Here is a 15,488-nt window from a genome sequence, read left to right on the forward strand (position 1 = left end):
CATATGATGAAGCCGCATAAAAATAATAATGTCTACACACATAGCAAACACATGAGGGACGACAATGACTATTTCTAAATCCTTGAAGCTCGGCGTATCCACGATGGTTCTCGCTTCCGGACTGTTCGGTGCATCGGCCCACGCGCAAAGCGCGGCCGAAATCATCACGGATGAAATTTTCGTAACCGGTACAAAAAAGCAGAACGCTGAAAATGTTCAGGACGTTCCGATTGCGATGACGGCCTATAATACAGAGACGCTCGAGGCGCGCAAAGTGCGTACGCTCGAAGATTTGTCATTTTCTGCGCCTAATGTGTCACTGGATGATATCGGTACATCGCGCGGCACAGCGAACTTCGCTATTCGCGGCCTTGGCGTGAACTCTTCTATCCCGTCTATTGATCCGGCCGTTGGCGTCTTTATCGACGGTGTTTATCAAGGCCTGAATTCCGGCTCCGTTTTTGATCTTTTTGATTTGGACAGTGTTGAAGTAATGCGCGGACCGCAGGGAATTTTGTTTGGCCGTAACACGACGGGCGGTGCGGTGCTTATCAACACGGGCAATCCGACGGATACATTTCAGTACAAAGCGCGCTTCGCAATAGATGGCCCCGTCGATGATAACCGCGGCGGCATCAACACATATGCCCAAGGCGTGGTCTCCGGCCCGCTCGTCGACGGCGTTCTGAACGGTAAACTCGGCGTTTATTACAACAATGATGACGGCTATTTCAAAAATCTAGCCAATAACAGCAACCATGGCGAAGCACAGCTCTATGTCGTACGCGGCGCGCTGGAATGGATGCCAACTGACGAATTCTCATTACTAGGTAAAATAAGCTATTCAGAAGGTAAGGGCGACGGTCCGTCAGCCACAAATCGCGGCCGTTTCTCTCGTGACAGCTTTGATTTCGCGATAGATAATGAAGGCTTTTACGATAATGAGCAGACACAATTTAGTCTAAAGGCTGACTATGATGTGGCATTTGGTGACGGCACAATTACCAATATCTTCGGCTATATTGACGGTAGCGCCGAAACAGACGCTGACATTGATGCGGCTCCGGCATTCCTGTTTCATTCGCAGACAGAACTGACAACTGAGCAAATCTCAAATGAGCTGCGTTATGCGGGTACATTTGGGAAAGCCGAAGTGACGACGGGTCTGTTCTATTTTAACAATGATGTTGCTTATACCGAAGTTCGGATGCTTCCTCCGCTGTCGCCCCTGACATTTTATGGCGGCGGCGCGCAGGATCACACCGTTCTGGGCCTATTTGGTCAAATTGATTATTCCTTTAACGACAACTTTGTCGGAATTTTAGGTCTGCGCTATTCCAAAGAAGATAAGGATGCGGCGATTACATATGTGCGTCCGCGCAATGCATGTTCTGTCGTTGATGGCTCATGCCCGACCACCGGCAATAACGCTTTATTGGCGGCCATAACCGGCGGTCTGTTGCAAGAGCCGAACGGTTTTACAGACAGCAATGAGTGGGAAAACTTCTCCCCGAAAGTCGGGTTCCAGTATTTCACAAATGCCGGCAATCAGATCTACGGTAACTACACAAAAGGCTTCCGTTCAGGCGGTTATAACTTCCGTATAACAGATGTTCCACTTTTCCTTGGCCAGCTTGCTGCGTCAGGTGAGCCGTCATTCGATGAAGAAGAGGTCGATGCTTTTGAACTCGGCTTTAAATATCGTCGGGATGACCGCAAATTGACTTTGAACGGCGCGATCTTCACAAATAAAATTTCAGATATGCAGCGGGAAGTGAATTTGGCCTCGCCAGGCGCCGGTGTGTCGCAATTTATTATCAATACAGCTGACGCTGATATTTACGGTGCGGAGCTGGATGGCCAGATCGTATTATTACCGAACTTGATTGCTTCCGCCAATGTCGGTTTAATTAGCGCAAGCTATACGGATGTGCGTTTCGATATATCAGGCGATGCTGCTGTCGATAGTATAGACTTGGGGCTGGAATTGCCTCGCGTCCCTAAATCGACATATGGCTTCGGGATTATTCATTCATTGGATATGAACACTGCCGGGACGCTTAATACACGCGTTAACTTCCAACACCGTGATAAAATTGCTTACACGGACAATAATTTTGGCTGGATTCAGTCTGCGAATATGCTGTCCGCTAATGTTGGGTGGGATACGCCGGTTGAGGGCGTAAGCTTATCACTTTACGGCAACAATCTTCTGGACGAAGTACAGGTCGGCGGCGATACGCAGCTTCCGTTCCCCGGACCGCTTAGTACTGGCGTTGATCGTCCCTTTGCCGATCGTCCGGCACTGACGACATTCAGCCCGCTGAAAAAGGGTCGTGTTGTCGGTATTGAGTTGATAATCAAAGGCTAATCGTGTTCAAATATAGAGTAAAAAGGCGGCTTACGGGCCGCCTTTTTTGTTTCAGGCCCGCTTAAATGTGCAAGGGGCAGCCAACATGGCCGGCGCGCGGTTCATTGGTACAATTTCAAACGCGGGCTCTAGTTCCGGATCATAAGAAATAGTGACATGAATGGACTGGCTTTCTACGCTGCCGCGCCGCGCCGCCGTTTTACGCCTCCCATTATAAATACGGGTCGGAGCATCCGTTAAAGTCGCGCTGCAAGACACAACGTCGCCAACATTTTGCGAGTTCTCACCAAGCGTCGATACCGAAACGGCATATTCGCCAAGCTGGCCTGTGCTGACGACAGCAAAGGCTGAATTTGACGACACCAGATATTCGGCCATGCCCGGCTGCGTGGAAATGGGGCTAACGATGACGGTTTGTTTGGCGTCTAGAATTATCCGCTCGGACAGATTGGCCATAGCGGGGAAGGCGGCAATGGTGCCGACAATTTCTATGGCAAGCCAGCCGCCAAGGATTGCATAACGGTTTTTGGAAATAAATTTCAGAGGCTTAGACATAGCGGACCTGTGTGCAAGGACGTAACAATACTGCGATTCATTACAATTGCTGTGCCAACACACGCGGGCCGGCGTTGCAGAGCGCCGTGGCGGGCTTTATAGGAGCGTCCATGAACGAGACGAGCAAAGCCCTGATTTTATTCTCCGGCGGACAGGACAGCGCGACCTGTCTGGCTTGGGCGCTGGAGCGTTATGACCATATCGAGACAGTCGGTTTTGATTATGACCAACGCCACACTATTGAAATGCAGTGCCGCATGGAGGTCCTTGCTGCGTTCAAGTCCGAGTTTGCTGAATGGGCTGACAAAATCGGACAGGATCATGTTGTCGATCTCTCCGCTTTGGGTGCGATCAGCGAAACGTCGCTGACCCGCGAGCAGGAAATCACGCTTAGCGCCGAAGGCCTGCCCAGCACATTTGTGCCGGGACGTAACCTGATCTTTCTCAATTTTGCGGCGGCTATTGGCTACAGGCGCGGTATATATAATTTAGTTGCAGGGATGTGTGAGGCTGACTTTTCGGGGTATCCTGATTGCCGAAAAGACACGTTGGACGCCCAGATGCAGGCGATTAGTTTGGGGATGGATAAGCCTTACACGCTCGAAACGCCACTTATGAGCATCAGCAAGGCAGGGGCGTGGTCACTGGCTAAGGATATGGGCGGGGCGCCTTTGGTCGAGCTGATCCGTGTGCGTACCCATAGCTGTTACAGGGGAGAGCATGATATTCTTCACGCATGGGGATATGGCTGCGATAATTGTCCCGCTTGCGATTTACGCGCGAAAGGCTGGCGGGCTTATGTCGCAAAATAGTACGAGGATTTATAGCGTCAAAGAAACCTATCTCACGGTGCAGGGCGAGGGCGCGCAAACGGGACGTCCGGCCGTGTTTTTGCGCTTTGCCGGATGTAACCTGTGGTCGGGTCGTGAAAAAGACCGGGCCACTGCCGTCTGCAAGTTCTGTGACACGCAATTTGTCGGTACAGACGGGCCGGGCGGCGGTCAGTTCAAAACGCCGGACGCTTTGGCAGAACATGTTATGTCTTTCTGGCCGAAAACCCCAGGCGGAGAGCCATGGGTGGTCTGCACTGGCGGCGAGCCGCTCTTACAACTGGGCGCCCCGCTCATTGCGGCGCTTCATAAGGTCGGTCTGAAAATCGCAGTGGAGAGCAACGGAACCATCGCTGCGCCGGAGGGCATTGATTGGTTGACCGTATCGCCCAAAGCTAGTGCCCCGCTGGTTCAAAAATCCGGTGATGAACTCAAATTGGTGTTTCCGCAGGTCGAAAACCATCCCGAAGATTTTACCGATTTGGACTTTAAAAACTTTTATCTACAGCCGCGCGATGACAGCTTGACCGATTCATCAAAAAACGCGGCCCATGCACAGGCCGCGTTTGAATATTGTTTGAGACATCCTCAATGGAAACTTTCCGTGCAGACGCATAAATTTATCGGTGTGCCTTAAGGCGCGCGATTTAATTGCCGATTGTTTTGGCTGTTTTGCTGGCATAACGGCTAAAAGCGCGCTTAGCCTCACTCCACGTGCCTTTGGGATAGTCGTCTAAAAAGCTGTCATACCACCCATATTGAGACGTACCGACAACGTTGCCTGCAGGGTCAATAAGCTCTGACGTCATACGCGCACCGCCGCGGGCTATGCTTCTAAAGGACAGGCTGGGCTGCTTGGATAGCTGGCCCATAGTGGGGCGGTTCGGGCGCGCATCATCAATAGTGACGCGCAAGGTGTAGGCCCCTGCAACAGTGACCGCATATCCTGCTTTGGACAGATCCGTAATCATTTCATCCGCCATATCGCCGCGGAGGTTATCAAGCTCACGCATGCCGTAAAAGCCGTTTCCGCCAAAGCCGTTATTCAGGCCGCGCGAGCCGCTGCGGTCGGAGAGTTTTTCGGGTAGATTATCGGCGCGGTGGATCATATCCGGGGAGAGAACCACATCGACTTTTACGCTAGCGCCTGCTGGCAAAGCCATATCTTCGGCGAATTTATTTTTGCTCACAGCGAAAGCGGGCGCTGTCGCAAGGGCTATGATCGCGGTGCTGATAAGAATTCTGCGCATAATGATCTCCATAGTTACCGTTACACCATAACATAAAGAGCTCTAATTTTCAATGTGGCATAGCCATGCTCAACGCATTGTGATGACAGCGCCGTTTGACTTAACTCCGCGCGACGTCAATCAAGATTGAGATAACGCGCCCTGACGCTTTGGCTGCAGCAATATGGGCTTCCATTTCGGCGCGGCTGATAAGTTTAGATAGGGTCACAAGTTTGCCCGAGACGTCCACAACAAGCGTCGTGACGATCAACACATTTGCTGTGGTCTCAAGCACGGCATTCGTGACGCGAACCGTTGTTTTGCCCGTCTCGTAAATCCCTTTGCCGGTATAATAGACGCCTTTACCGGCGAGCTTTGATGTGCCGATAACGCCTTTCCCGGCATATTTTCCGGTGTAATAGACGCCTTTAACAGGCAGGGCCGCAACTTTTCCGGTCGCTTTGGCCACGCCGCATCCCGTCAGTGCCGGCAATATTAATGCTGTAAGCATCAATTTATAGATATTACGCATATTTATTCCAATCTTTCAGCCCCACTCTTTAACGCTTCTATAGCAAGACACTTTTTAATTGTTTAAACAATTACACGTAAATTGAAATATGCTGTAATTTCAACCCTATGAAATTGAATAGTCGATTGGCTTATATGTAAAATTATTAGACTGTCCTGCCGAGCAGGATGTTAGAGCAACAATCATATCCATCTCAGCTCTAAACTGTGTGAACTGCCCCGCGCGGCTGAGCGGCGGGCGCACTTCGATTTTCCCGCTATCGCTATCGACATGAACATACATAAATATGTTAAATGCTATGGGGACAGCGTCCGGTCCGATTCCATAAGGCGCAACAGCTTCCGCTAGATTGCCAAAACAGCCCCGATGCGGATCGTCCTCATGATAAAGCTTGCGAAACATTTCTGCAGAGCAGGGGGTGAGGGTAAAATCATGACGCCCGACCTGGTCTTCTAAAATTGTAAACATCGGCGTACTGCGGTTAGAATAAAGTACATCGTCAGTCGTCAGAAACATACGACCCGCATAATCAATACTGCGTCCGGAGGACATATATTCGCGATGATCTGCTACATTATATGCAATCATATCGGAGACCTGCTCGCCTTCGGGATCAATCACGGTCAGAATGTGCCCGGCTTTAATTTCAAACCCCACACCGGAGCGCGGGGCGATGCGGTGAATTTTTGTTTTAATGTCTTGCTGCATTTTGGACCTTAATTTAGCGTTTTATAGCAGTGGAGTTTATTTTGAAATTTTGCCTGCGTCTGCTTTTGCATGAAATGGACAGACCCAATCAGCGGGCAGATTTCGTCCAGAATATTGCCGCGCCTCTGACGTGCGTCCATGATCGTCAAGCATAGGATTAACGGAGCCGTTAAATTTAATCTCTCTTTGACGGATTATAGCCTTAAGCTTGTCATAGCGTCCGTCTGCGCGCAGCCTGTCAAATTGTAGATTAGAATTAAATACGAGTGTCGGATAAGGCGTGCGCCGCGCTTCGCGGCTGGCTTGACCGTGCATTCCGACGACAAAAAAGGGATGTCCGGCGATACTCATGGAAAAATGAGGGCTGTCCGGATCAGGGGAGACTTCTTTGTTCCAATCAATTTGAAGCCCTTTGCTCTGTTCGTATAACATGGAAAGCTGCGTCCATAGCCGGGTTTCAAACGCTTCTTCGCCACCATCTACAGAGTGTTTAAATATCGCAGCAAAGGACTGTATTTGCGGCCCGTTCAGATCAATAGTTTGCACATATTCCATCAAATCGAAATGCAGGCTGGTCGTTGCAGACGCATCCGCAATAGAATCGTAAATCCGAAAGTTCACATTGCCTTGTGCGAGAGCGGCCTTTGCGCCGACACAGGGAAATGTGGGATCAGCAATATACGTTTTGATGTCTGAGATAATTGCTAAATCATCTACGCTGTAAAAATTAGCGGGAGAGACAACAGATAAGGGCGCATCGCGGCGAAAATGATTCATAACTGTCCTGACATCTACGCTAGGCTGGAGCCTGCGCTGTTTGGATATGAAATAATCATACGCATTTTATGAGTAGAAAGTTCCGCACGTCTTAATCTGTGATAAGAGATCTGATAAGATTTTTGGCACCGCAAATGTAAGTCGCTTATTTTAATTTAAATACTTAGATGCACGTTTAGATCAAGACAGGTGGACATCTTATTTTCATACAGACTATCCCGCCATTTCACGCGCAATATAGTCGTCGATTATGCGGCCCAGGACGGTCATTGGGACGCTACCGCCCAAAACGACAGCGTCGTTAAAGCGGCGATAGTCGAATTTATCGCCGAGCTGCGCTTCGGCGCGCTGGCGCAGACGGTTAATCTCCGTATGACCGACTTTATAGCCGCAGGCCTGTCCCGGCCACGCGCAATAGCGGTCAATTTCGCCGCGCACTTCTTCGGGATTAGAGCCGTTATTTTTGACAAACCAGTCAATCGCCTGCTCACGCGTCCACTGTTTGGCATGAAGGCCGGTATCGACAACCAGACGGCAGGCACGGAACGCCAGCGATTGCAGATAGCCCAGACGCCCAACGGGGAAATCCTCATAAACGCCCAGCTCGTCCGCGATTTGCTGCGCGTAGAGCGCCCAGCCCTCGGAATAGGCATTAAAGGCCAGAAGTGAGCGGATGAGCGGTTGTTTGAATGTATATTCACCCTGCCAGACATGTCCGGGAATCGCTTCATGATAGGTCAAGTCGGCAAGACCGAATTTATTATGCAAATCCGTACTGCGCAGATTGATCCAGAAATGGCCCGGCTTTTTGCCATCAATTGACCCGGCTCCGCCATAGGCGCCCGGCGCGCCGGCTTCAACGTCAGGGCTGATACGGGTGACTTCCAGAAAACCCGGAACCAGCGTTTCAAAAGCCTGGGGCATGCGCGCGCGAATATCTGCGACAGTATCGTCGATAAAGGTCATAATCTCGGCGCGGCCTTCATCGCCTTTTGCAAAATGATAGCGCTTATCTGCGCTCAGCGCAGTCATGCGATCGCCAACGGCGCCTTTGCTATATCCGATGGATTTTAAAATCGGATCCATTTGCGCCTGAAGGCTGGCCAGCTCGTCCAGACCCATTTGGTGAACCTCGTCAGGGCTCATATTTGTGGTGGTTCCGGCGGCCAGCGCCCAGTCATAATAGGCCTCGCCATCGGGCTTGGCCCAGATGCCGGCATCGCTATTGGCTTTTGGCGCCAGCGCTTCGTGCGCTGCGATCTGGCGGTCAATGGCCGGGCCGATCTCGTTTTGGGCAATCGCGGCTGCGCGGGAGGTAAAATCGCCGTCCATATCCGATGTCTTACCGGAGAGGCTACCAACAATACCCCAACTGGCCGGATCAGCGGCGCGGGCTGTGCGTAATTGGCCCAGTGTTTTCGCCATCAGGAAATCCGGCAGGATAACGCCCTTTTCGCCGTAAATACGGGCGCGTTCAGTTTCGCCGTCCAGCTGTTCGGCATAGGCGCTCATCCGCGAGAGATAATCCTCAGCGTCACTGGCGTTGGCTATGGCGTGGGAGCTGTCGAGGAAGGACGGGATTTCAACAAATGCCCCGACATTTTGCGCCACAGCATAAGGGGCATTGCGATAAGACCAATTGCTGTTGAGCAGCGCGACATCCCCGTAAGGCAGATCGAAGCCTTCAGCCGTGCGTTCAAAGACGCTGCGCACAACCTCAATATTGAGCGCGTCGCCCGCCTCCATTGCGCTGGTGTCCACATTATTGAGCCGCGCTAACATAGTGCGCGTATCGCTCTCAATAGCGGCCTGTCCTTCGGGGGAGCGGTCAGTGAGTTTGCTCTTCAGCGCCGCATATTGGCCGGTATCAATTCCGGCGCTGGACGCGGACTCCGGATAGGCGTTCAGCATCATATCTGTCGCCTCTTGCAGGACATTTGTCTCTGTGGATGATGCCGGCACGACAGCAACAGGCTCGCGCCTTTCCGTGCATCCGGAAAGCGGCAGGGCGGCGCCCGCAAGAGCGGCAGCGGAGGTTCCAAGCAGTGTGCGGCGGGAGAGGGTCATAACGGTCAGCCTTATCTATGATAATGCGCAATATGTGCCACGTCCAAAGAGTTAGCGCAATTCTGATATCGCGCTGTATTGCGGGGCGGCAATGTCGCAGCGCGACGCTCAAGCTGATCTCCGAAATACGAGAGCTGACAGGCACAAACCCGTTATCATAAGACAAGCGCCACCCTGCGATGGCCCGTCGGGTGACCACGAAATAAAAAGCAGGAAGCCTGCGGGGCGACAACTCCGAAGGCTGCCAAAGAGTTTTCTAGTGTTTACGAAGATGCCATCCCCGCAGCGGTATCTCGCGGCCCTCCCCTGTCGGGGCATGAGCATCACACTAAGAGCTGCGTCCCACGCGAGGTCACAGGCCCAAACCTGATAATGTGAGCCGTTACCTCACAGCAGCGCAGATTCAATACCGTCTCGTGGCAGAAAAGAAACGTCTTCCCCGTCCTGACCAAAAGAACAGTCTAAAGATAAGTCAGATGGAAGAGGCGGGGATGGATAAATATATATCCACGGTTTTTGAAATGAAATCTCATATACAAACGGCTGTCATCCAGAGCGAAGCGAAGGATCCATACCTACATGTACCCACGTATTATTATGTCGAAAGTCCTAGACTTGGATCCTTCGCCGCACGCGGCTCTGGATGACGAGTGTGTGTTGAGAATGTAAATTGCTAAGCTGACAAAGGCGTTAGGCTTAAAATAGTCTACCGTCCCTCGGCGCGCCAGGCCCACGCCATCATCAGTGCGGCGAGGGCAAAGAAAAACAGCACAGGCGCGAAAGGCTTGCGCGTGCTGGCTGTCACGTCATAACGGGCGTGGCGCACCAGTCCGGCCCACCCGTCGCCGGACAGTTTTGCGCCGGGTTTCACATCGCGCAGCTCGGGCAGAGCGATATCGCCTTCCCCGATCAGGCGGCTGTGACCGCCCGTGGCTGTGACCAGCGGGGCGAGCTTTTCTTGCGTCGGGATGAGGTCTGAGAACTCTGTCGGATTGAGGGCGCCAGCGGCGGCAATGGCTTGTATGGTTCCGCTCTGGACACGGTATGTGCCGTCTTCGGGCGCCGCAATATCGCCGACATAGACGCCCGGCGAGGTGCGGGTCAGCTCAGTCATTTGCGCCGTGCCGTCCGGGCCGATAATACGCGCGTTTTGCGGCTCGTCGGACAACGTATTCCGGATAATGTCCATACGGCCATTGGTGATAGTCGCCGACAGGCGCTCGGCTTCCAGATCCGGCTCGCCCATCAGCCAATGCGCCAGTCGCCGGAACATTTCATTATAGGGTCCGCCGCCATCCACGCCGCGCGCCCACAGCCACGCTTGGTCAGAGAGCAGCATAGCGGCGCGGCCTTTGCCGATCTCATCCAGCACAAGGAGCGGCGCATCGGTCTGTGTTCGCATCAGCACGTCACCGGACAGCACATCGGCGTCGATGGCGCGGTACCATTGTCCCCAGTTTTCGGCCTCGCGTCCTGCAAATCCTGACGTGATCGGGTGGCGCTCGCCTTTATCGGTCAGCTCAGGACGAAATGCGCCTTCGGAAATGGTGCCTTTGGGCTGCACCGGCAGCACAGCGGCGAGCGGCGAGCGGTAAACGCTGGACGGCTCGGCAAAGGGCGGGCCGGCCGCAACCAGAAGCGCGCCGCCGCCCGCGACATAGCGGGCAATATTTTGAAAATAATAGGGCGAAAGAATTTGGCGCCGACGATATTGATCCAGAATAATCAGATCAAATTCCTCGACATTATCTTCAAACAGTTGGCGCACGGGAAACTGGATCAGCGATAATTCATCCTGATTAGCCCCGAACGGTTTACCCGGCGGCCGCAAAATAGAAAATTGAATCAGGTCAACCGAAGGATCGGATTTTAAAAGGTTACGCCAGGCCCGTCCGCCGCTATGCGGCTCGCCTGTAATCAGCAGGACGCGCAAACGGTCGCGAATGCCGGACATGTCCTGAACGAAGATATTATTGACATAGGTCAACTCCCCCTCAACGCCTTGGGCGATCAGCTCGACCGTATTGCTGCCGCGCCGCTCCACTGTCACCGGGATGGTCACTTTTTCACCAATGGTGACATTGAATGTGGCTTGTTCGCGGCCATTCAAGCGCACTTGGATGAGGGCCTGCTCGCCATCAAAGCCCGGATCATCGACGCGGATCTCAAAATCGACCGTCTCATCAACCAGACCGAAGCGCGGTGCGTTAATTGCGCTCATACGGCGGTCACGCGCGCTGGCATCTCCGGCAATCAGCGCGTGAAAGGGCACGCCGTCGGTCATCAATTTTTGCGAGTTGTCCGGCAGATCATGAACCTGTCCGTCGCTAATTACGAAAACGCCGGCAATACGGTCACGCGGCAGATTGGCCAGACCTTCGAGCAGGGGAGGCACTATCTGCGTGCCCTGATCGGAGGGATCGATAGAGACGGTGACGATTTCCATGCCGTCGCGGGCAGCCAGATTTGTCGATAATTGATTAGCGGCTTCGGTAATGGCCTCTGCGCGCTGTCCAATATTGGCGCTCTCGGTTTTATCGACGATAATGAGCGCGACATCAGGCAAGGCCTCACGCTCTTCGGTCACGCTTTGCGGGTTCATTAGCGCCGCGCCGATTATGAGTACGGCCAAAGCGCGCGGGATAAAACTGCGCAGTTTTGCCGTGCCGGTGAGCGCCGCCGCGACAAGGCCTAAAGCCACCAAAACGGCGATTACCCACGGAGCCAAAAGTGGATCAAAGGCCAGCGCGCTATCCATTATTGCGGCTCTGTTTGCAGTTGTTGGGGCTGGCGCTGCTCGCGTTCGCTTTCAGGGCGCAGGCGGTCAAGTATAGCCTGCGCGTGGACCTGATCGGCTTTGTAATTTCCTGACAGCACATACATGCCCAGATTAACGCCGAAGCGGCGGGCAAATTCAATCTGGCGCGGCATAGTATCATCCACCGCGCCGATATATTCACCCTGCGCGCTCACCGCCCAGCCTGTCGCCCAATCATTCGAGCCGACAATAACGCTGGCGACGCCGTCGCGCGCAGATATGGATTTAGCGTCAACCCAGACCTGTCCGTCGGAGTAGCGGCCGGGAAAATTCTCCAGCAGGAAAAAGGTTTTTGTCAGGACGTGATCCTTGGGGATGGGCTGCAATTCAGGAATGTCGAGCGGCTTGGAAATCCGCGCCAGACCGGGATGCGCGCCGCCGCCAAAGACCGCGCGGTCACCCTGGTCCTGTGTGTCAAAAATAATCGTGCCACCCGCAGCCAAATAGCCATTAACGTTTTTCGCCGCGGCCTCGGACAGCTCCGCCGCATCCCGCGTGACAGGCCAATAAATAAAGGGATAAAACAGCAGATTATCAGTCTCGATATTCAGCCCGCGCGGCGCTTGCGGTTCGACCGTTGTGCGGTCAAACAGTGCTTTGGTCACGCCGCGCAGGCCGGCTTCGGAATTACGGTCAATCACGCTGTTTCCGGTTATGACATAGGCAAAATGCAGCGCCAGCGCGTCCTGATTAAAATCCTGGCTTGCGGGCGGCCTGTCCTGTGATTGCGCCTCGGTCAGCTGGGGCGTCAAGATCACAGCGGCAAGTATTAAAGAGGTGAGGGCCGCGGCGCGGCGGCGCGGCATCAGCCGCGCGAAACGGCCTGTCACGAATAGCGCGAGCAGGGCGTCAAAGGCCAGCATGGTCAAACCGATAGCGAGCAAGATGCCCTCCAGCGTGCGGGTGCGGGTCTTGCCATAAGGCTGCCCCGCGCCGGTTACATCCGAAATCGCGCTGATTTGCAGACCCTGCGGCACGGCATTGAGCGCGCGTCTGCGCTCGCCCTGCTGGTATAGCCCGGCCGGATGACGCGCGCTGGGCACGGTGGCGTCAAAGACGGCGTCATCTATGGCGACTGCGCTGGCTGGCGGCGCGACAAGGCGGCCCATGCCGTCTAGGATGCGGTCGGCCGCCCAGGCCCCGCCTGTGGCGTCCGGCGCAACGCTGCGGCGGCGCGCCAGCGGCAATATGCGTTTTAACATGCCGACATAAAGCCCGCTTACAGCCAGATTTGACCATTCTGGATCAGAGGTTACATGGAACAGAACAATTCGCCCTTGGCCGCGCGGCGCGCTGGTGACAACAGGAGAGCCATCAGACAGCCGCGCCCATGTCTTGCTGTCCAGCTCTGTCGACGGCTGCGCCATGACCTGCTGCGTCACTTGAACATCAGATGGAATGGACAGACCGAAAAACGGGCTGTCGGGCTCAAATGGGGCCAGCGTTTGTGGCTCTTCCCATGTCAGCGCCCCGCCCAGCGCGCGGTCGCCAAAGCGCAATTCGACCGGCAGTAAATCATCACTGCGCGCCGCCAGTTTCGGTCCGGCAAAGCGGATCAGCAGCCCGCCATTTTCGACAAATTCAACCAGCCCCTCACTCTGCACCCGCGAGTCGTCCGGCATAACGAGGATGGTGGGCGCCAAATCAAGCAGTTCGGAGAGCGGCGCTTTGTAAATTTCCGCTGAAGGCCCGAGCGCTTTTTCAAGATAAAAGGTTTCAGAGAGAAGCGGCTGAACCGTATCATCGCTGACCGAGACGAGACCAACAACGGGCCGTCCCCAACTATCATCCAGCAATTTGACTCCTGCCGCGCTGGACTGTCCTTCGGGCCGGATGCGCGAGACTTGATTGCGCAAATCGGACGGCAGCTCAAACTCTGCCGCTGCGGTTCTCTCGCCCAGACCGAATGCGGCCGGCGCGCGGGCAATGACGCGCCCGTCACTGCCGTAAGCTATAATATTTTGCGTTCGGGCGCTGGCCGTATCAGCGCGGCGATAGATAATCTCAAAGCCCTGCGCGGTCTCTTGCGTGGCCTCGGCGAAGATCGGCATGCGCTCGCTATCGGGGATTAGAACGGTTTTGCTGGCTGCTCCCGACAGGGTTTTATCCAAAGTCTGTGCATCGCCAAAATTCGTCCCGCCGGAGAACCAGACTGCGTCCGCGCCGCCCAGATCACGGCTCCCGATCATGGCGGTCATAGCGATGTGATCGACGGGGCGCGGGGTGGGGCGCAAAATACGCACGGTCTCTAAAGCGGCAGTGGCAGGCGCAAAGACAGGCGCGGACTCGCCGCCGCGCTGCCCGTAAATCAGCATGACATTCAGGTTCTGACGCCGGGCTTCGATCAGACGCACTTCGGCTTCATTGCTGATGCGGCTCCAATTGGCCGCGGCGCCAAAGCCGTCATCAATGACCATCACAATATCGCGCGCAGCTTGTGTGTCGCGTTCGGATAAAAAGGGACGGGCCAGCGCCACAGCCAATATGGCAATCATCGCCATACGAAACACCAATAGCCACCACGGCGTGCGGTCAGGCATTTCTTCGTCGCGGCGGATCTGTGAAAAGATTCGCAATGGCGGAAAAATCTGGTCCTTCGGCCGCGGCGGGGTTGCGCGCAGAAGCCACCAGATCAAAGGCAGAACGATCAGGCCAAGCAGACCTAACGGGGCCAAAAATGTGATCGCGCCCCAACTCATCTGCGGCTCTCGCCTTCAAATGCGGTATATAGGGCGGCCAAAGCGCGCGTCGCCGGTTGATCGGTATGATGGGTGACCAGTGACCAGCCCAGCCGGCGCGCCGTATTGGCCATAGTCTGTTTATGGGCGGCAAAGCGGGCGATATAGTCCTCACGGGCGCGTTCGGCGCGGCCCACAATCAGCGGCTCAATCACGCCGCTGCCGGGATATTTAAGCCTCACACGACCTGTATAAGGAAAGTTTTCTTCCGCCGGATCAATGATATGCAGCAAAACGCCGGAGGCGGGGCGGGCGGTCAGGCGGGCCAGACGCTCACGCCATTTTTCTGCGCCGTCCAGAAAATCGGAGGCAATTAGAATGCGCGCATGAGCGGGAATATCCGCGCGTAGATTTTCGGCAGCGCCCATAGACCGCGCCATTCGGGCGGTAACGCGTTCCAAACCCGCGCGGCCCGTGCGCGGCCTTTCGCTCTCGCCCAGAACGGCGCAGCGCTCGCCGCCGCGAATAAGCAGTGCCGCCAAAGCCATGGACAGCACGCTGGCGCGGTCTTTTTTTGTCGGATAATCACCGCTGCTCCAGTCCATACCGGCCGAGCCATCACGCCACATCCACACGGTGTTAGACGCTTCCCACTCGGTCTCGCGGACGAATAATGCGTCACTGCGTGCGCTGCGGCGCCAGTCAATAGAACGCGCCGCGTCGCTGCTATCATAAGGGCGGTATTGCCAGAATGTTTCGCCTGTTCCCGCGCGGCGGCGGCCATGAACGCCTTGGGCGACGATTGCCGCCACGCGCTCGGCCTCAGCCTGAAGACCGGGGAATGATCCCGCCAGCGTCTCGGCGCGGCGGCGCAGCGAGGTCACTTCGGGTTTAGCGCGTGTGAAAGGCGATAGGGCCATAAA

General features: G+C 54.7%; 12 protein-coding genes. 3 read left to right on the forward strand and 9 right to left on the reverse strand.

Annotation, left to right across the window (positions count from 1 at the left end):
• The first annotated feature begins 64 nt into the window (after positions 1-64).
• Positions 65-2,371 carry a TonB-dependent receptor gene (locus tag H142_RS0109125; protein ID WP_017931827.1) on the forward strand — a complete coding sequence of 769 codons (2,307 nt, stop codon included), beginning with the start codon at positions 65-67 and terminating at the stop codon, positions 2,369-2,371.
• A 51-nt stretch (positions 2,372-2,422) separates the two neighbouring features.
• Here the strand turns inward: H142_RS0109125 and H142_RS0109130 are convergent, their stop codons facing one another.
• Positions 2,423-2,926: a restriction endonuclease subunit S domain-containing protein gene (locus tag H142_RS0109130; protein WP_017931828.1), complete on the reverse strand. Its 504-nt coding sequence runs from the start codon at positions 2,924-2,926 to the stop codon at positions 2,423-2,425.
• 110 nt (positions 2,927-3,036) lie between these two features.
• Here H142_RS0109130 and queC point away from each other — a divergent pair, with 110 nt between their 5' ends.
• Positions 3,037-3,738, forward strand: a complete 702-nt coding sequence (queC, locus tag H142_RS0109135; RefSeq protein ID WP_017931829.1) for a 7-cyano-7-deazaguanine synthase QueC — start codon at positions 3,037-3,039, stop codon at positions 3,736-3,738.
• A complete protein-coding gene (gene queE / locus H142_RS0109140; protein WP_017931830.1) occupies positions 3,725-4,393 on the forward strand; it encodes a 7-carboxy-7-deazaguanine synthase in 669 nt (222 codons plus the stop codon). The genes queC and queE overlap by 14 nt, the downstream gene beginning before the upstream one ends.
• Before the next feature lie 10 nt (positions 4,394-4,403).
• On the opposite strand, the gene H142_RS0109145 is transcribed toward queE, so the two are convergent.
• The 8 genes from H142_RS0109145 to H142_RS0109185 all read right to left on the reverse strand — a co-directional run bounded on the left by H142_RS0109145 (position 4,404) and on the right by H142_RS0109185 (position 15,485).
• The gene (locus H142_RS0109145) at positions 4,404-5,006 is read right to left on the reverse strand and encodes a hypothetical protein (RefSeq protein WP_156811968.1); all 603 of its coding nucleotides are present in this window, start codon (positions 5,004-5,006) and stop codon (positions 4,404-4,406) included.
• Positions 5,007-5,106: 100 nt separating this feature from the next.
• Complete coding sequence (locus H142_RS0109150; RefSeq protein WP_017931832.1) at positions 5,107-5,517, reverse strand: hypothetical protein; 411 nt, start codon at positions 5,515-5,517, stop codon at positions 5,107-5,109.
• A 105-nt stretch (positions 5,518-5,622) separates the two neighbouring features.
• Positions 5,623-6,225: a DUF1989 domain-containing protein gene (locus H142_RS0109155; RefSeq protein ID WP_017931833.1), complete on the reverse strand. Its 603-nt coding sequence runs from the start codon at positions 6,223-6,225 to the stop codon at positions 5,623-5,625.
• A gap of 36 nt (positions 6,226-6,261) precedes the next feature.
• Complete coding sequence (gene gntA, locus H142_RS15125) at positions 6,262-7,002, reverse strand: guanitoxin biosynthesis heme-dependent pre-guanitoxin N-hydroxylase GntA (protein WP_017931834.1); 741 nt, start codon at positions 7,000-7,002, stop codon at positions 6,262-6,264.
• 213 nt (positions 7,003-7,215) lie between these two features.
• A complete protein-coding gene (locus H142_RS0109165; RefSeq protein ID WP_017931835.1) occupies positions 7,216-9,069 on the reverse strand; it encodes a DUF885 domain-containing protein in 1,854 nt (617 codons plus the stop codon).
• A gap of 706 nt (positions 9,070-9,775) precedes the next feature.
• Positions 9,776-11,827, reverse strand: a complete 2,052-nt coding sequence (locus H142_RS0109175; RefSeq protein ID WP_017931837.1) for a hypothetical protein — start codon at positions 11,825-11,827, stop codon at positions 9,776-9,778.
• The gene (locus H142_RS15130) at positions 11,827-14,586 is read right to left on the reverse strand and encodes a DUF4159 domain-containing protein (protein ID WP_017931838.1); all 2,760 of its coding nucleotides are present in this window, start codon (positions 14,584-14,586) and stop codon (positions 11,827-11,829) included. The genes H142_RS0109175 and H142_RS15130 overlap by 1 nt, the downstream gene beginning before the upstream one ends.
• Positions 14,583-15,485: a DUF58 domain-containing protein gene (locus H142_RS0109185; protein WP_017931839.1), complete on the reverse strand. Its 903-nt coding sequence runs from the start codon at positions 15,483-15,485 to the stop codon at positions 14,583-14,585. Before H142_RS0109185 ends, H142_RS15130 begins: the two co-directional genes overlap by 4 nt.
• Positions 15,486-15,488 lie beyond the last annotated feature (3 nt).

Origin of the sequence: Robiginitomaculum antarcticum DSM 21748, from assembly GCF_000365025.1 — a bacterium.
Lineage (GTDB): Bacteria > Pseudomonadota > Alphaproteobacteria > Caulobacterales > Maricaulaceae > Robiginitomaculum > Robiginitomaculum antarcticum.

Bases quoted from the DNA above. Each gene is read 5' to 3' on its own strand.
- H142_RS0109175 (WP_017931837.1), bottom strand. From the start codon at position 11,827: ATGGATAGCGCGCTGGCCTTTGATCCACTTTTGGCTCCGTGGGTAATC.
- H142_RS0109165 (WP_017931835.1), bottom strand. From the start codon at position 9,069: ATGACCCTCTCCCGCCGCACACTGCTTGGAACCTCCGCTGCCGCTCTT.
- queE (WP_017931830.1), top strand. From the start codon at position 3,725: ATGTCGCAAAATAGTACGAGGATTTATAGCGTCAAAGAAACCTATCTC.
- H142_RS0109130 (WP_017931828.1), bottom strand. From the start codon at position 2,926: ATGTCTAAGCCTCTGAAATTTATTTCCAAAAACCGTTATGCAATCCTT.
- queC (WP_017931829.1), top strand. From the start codon at position 3,037: ATGAACGAGACGAGCAAAGCCCTGATTTTATTCTCCGGCGGACAGGAC.
- H142_RS15130 (WP_017931838.1), bottom strand. From the start codon at position 14,586: ATGAGTTGGGGCGCGATCACATTTTTGGCCCCGTTAGGTCTGCTTGGC.
- H142_RS0109185 (WP_017931839.1), bottom strand. From the start codon at position 15,485: ATGGCCCTATCGCCTTTCACACGCGCTAAACCCGAAGTGACCTCGCTG.
- H142_RS0109155 (WP_017931833.1), bottom strand. From the start codon at position 6,225: ATGCAGCAAGACATTAAAACAAAAATTCACCGCATCGCCCCGCGCTCC.
- gntA (WP_017931834.1), bottom strand. From the start codon at position 7,002: ATGAATCATTTTCGCCGCGATGCGCCCTTATCTGTTGTCTCTCCCGCT.
- H142_RS0109145 (WP_156811968.1), bottom strand. From the start codon at position 5,006: ATGCGCAGAATTCTTATCAGCACCGCGATCATAGCCCTTGCGACAGCG.
- H142_RS0109125 (WP_017931827.1), top strand. From the start codon at position 65: ATGACTATTTCTAAATCCTTGAAGCTCGGCGTATCCACGATGGTTCTC.
- H142_RS0109150 (WP_017931832.1), bottom strand. From the start codon at position 5,517: ATGCGTAATATCTATAAATTGATGCTTACAGCATTAATATTGCCGGCA.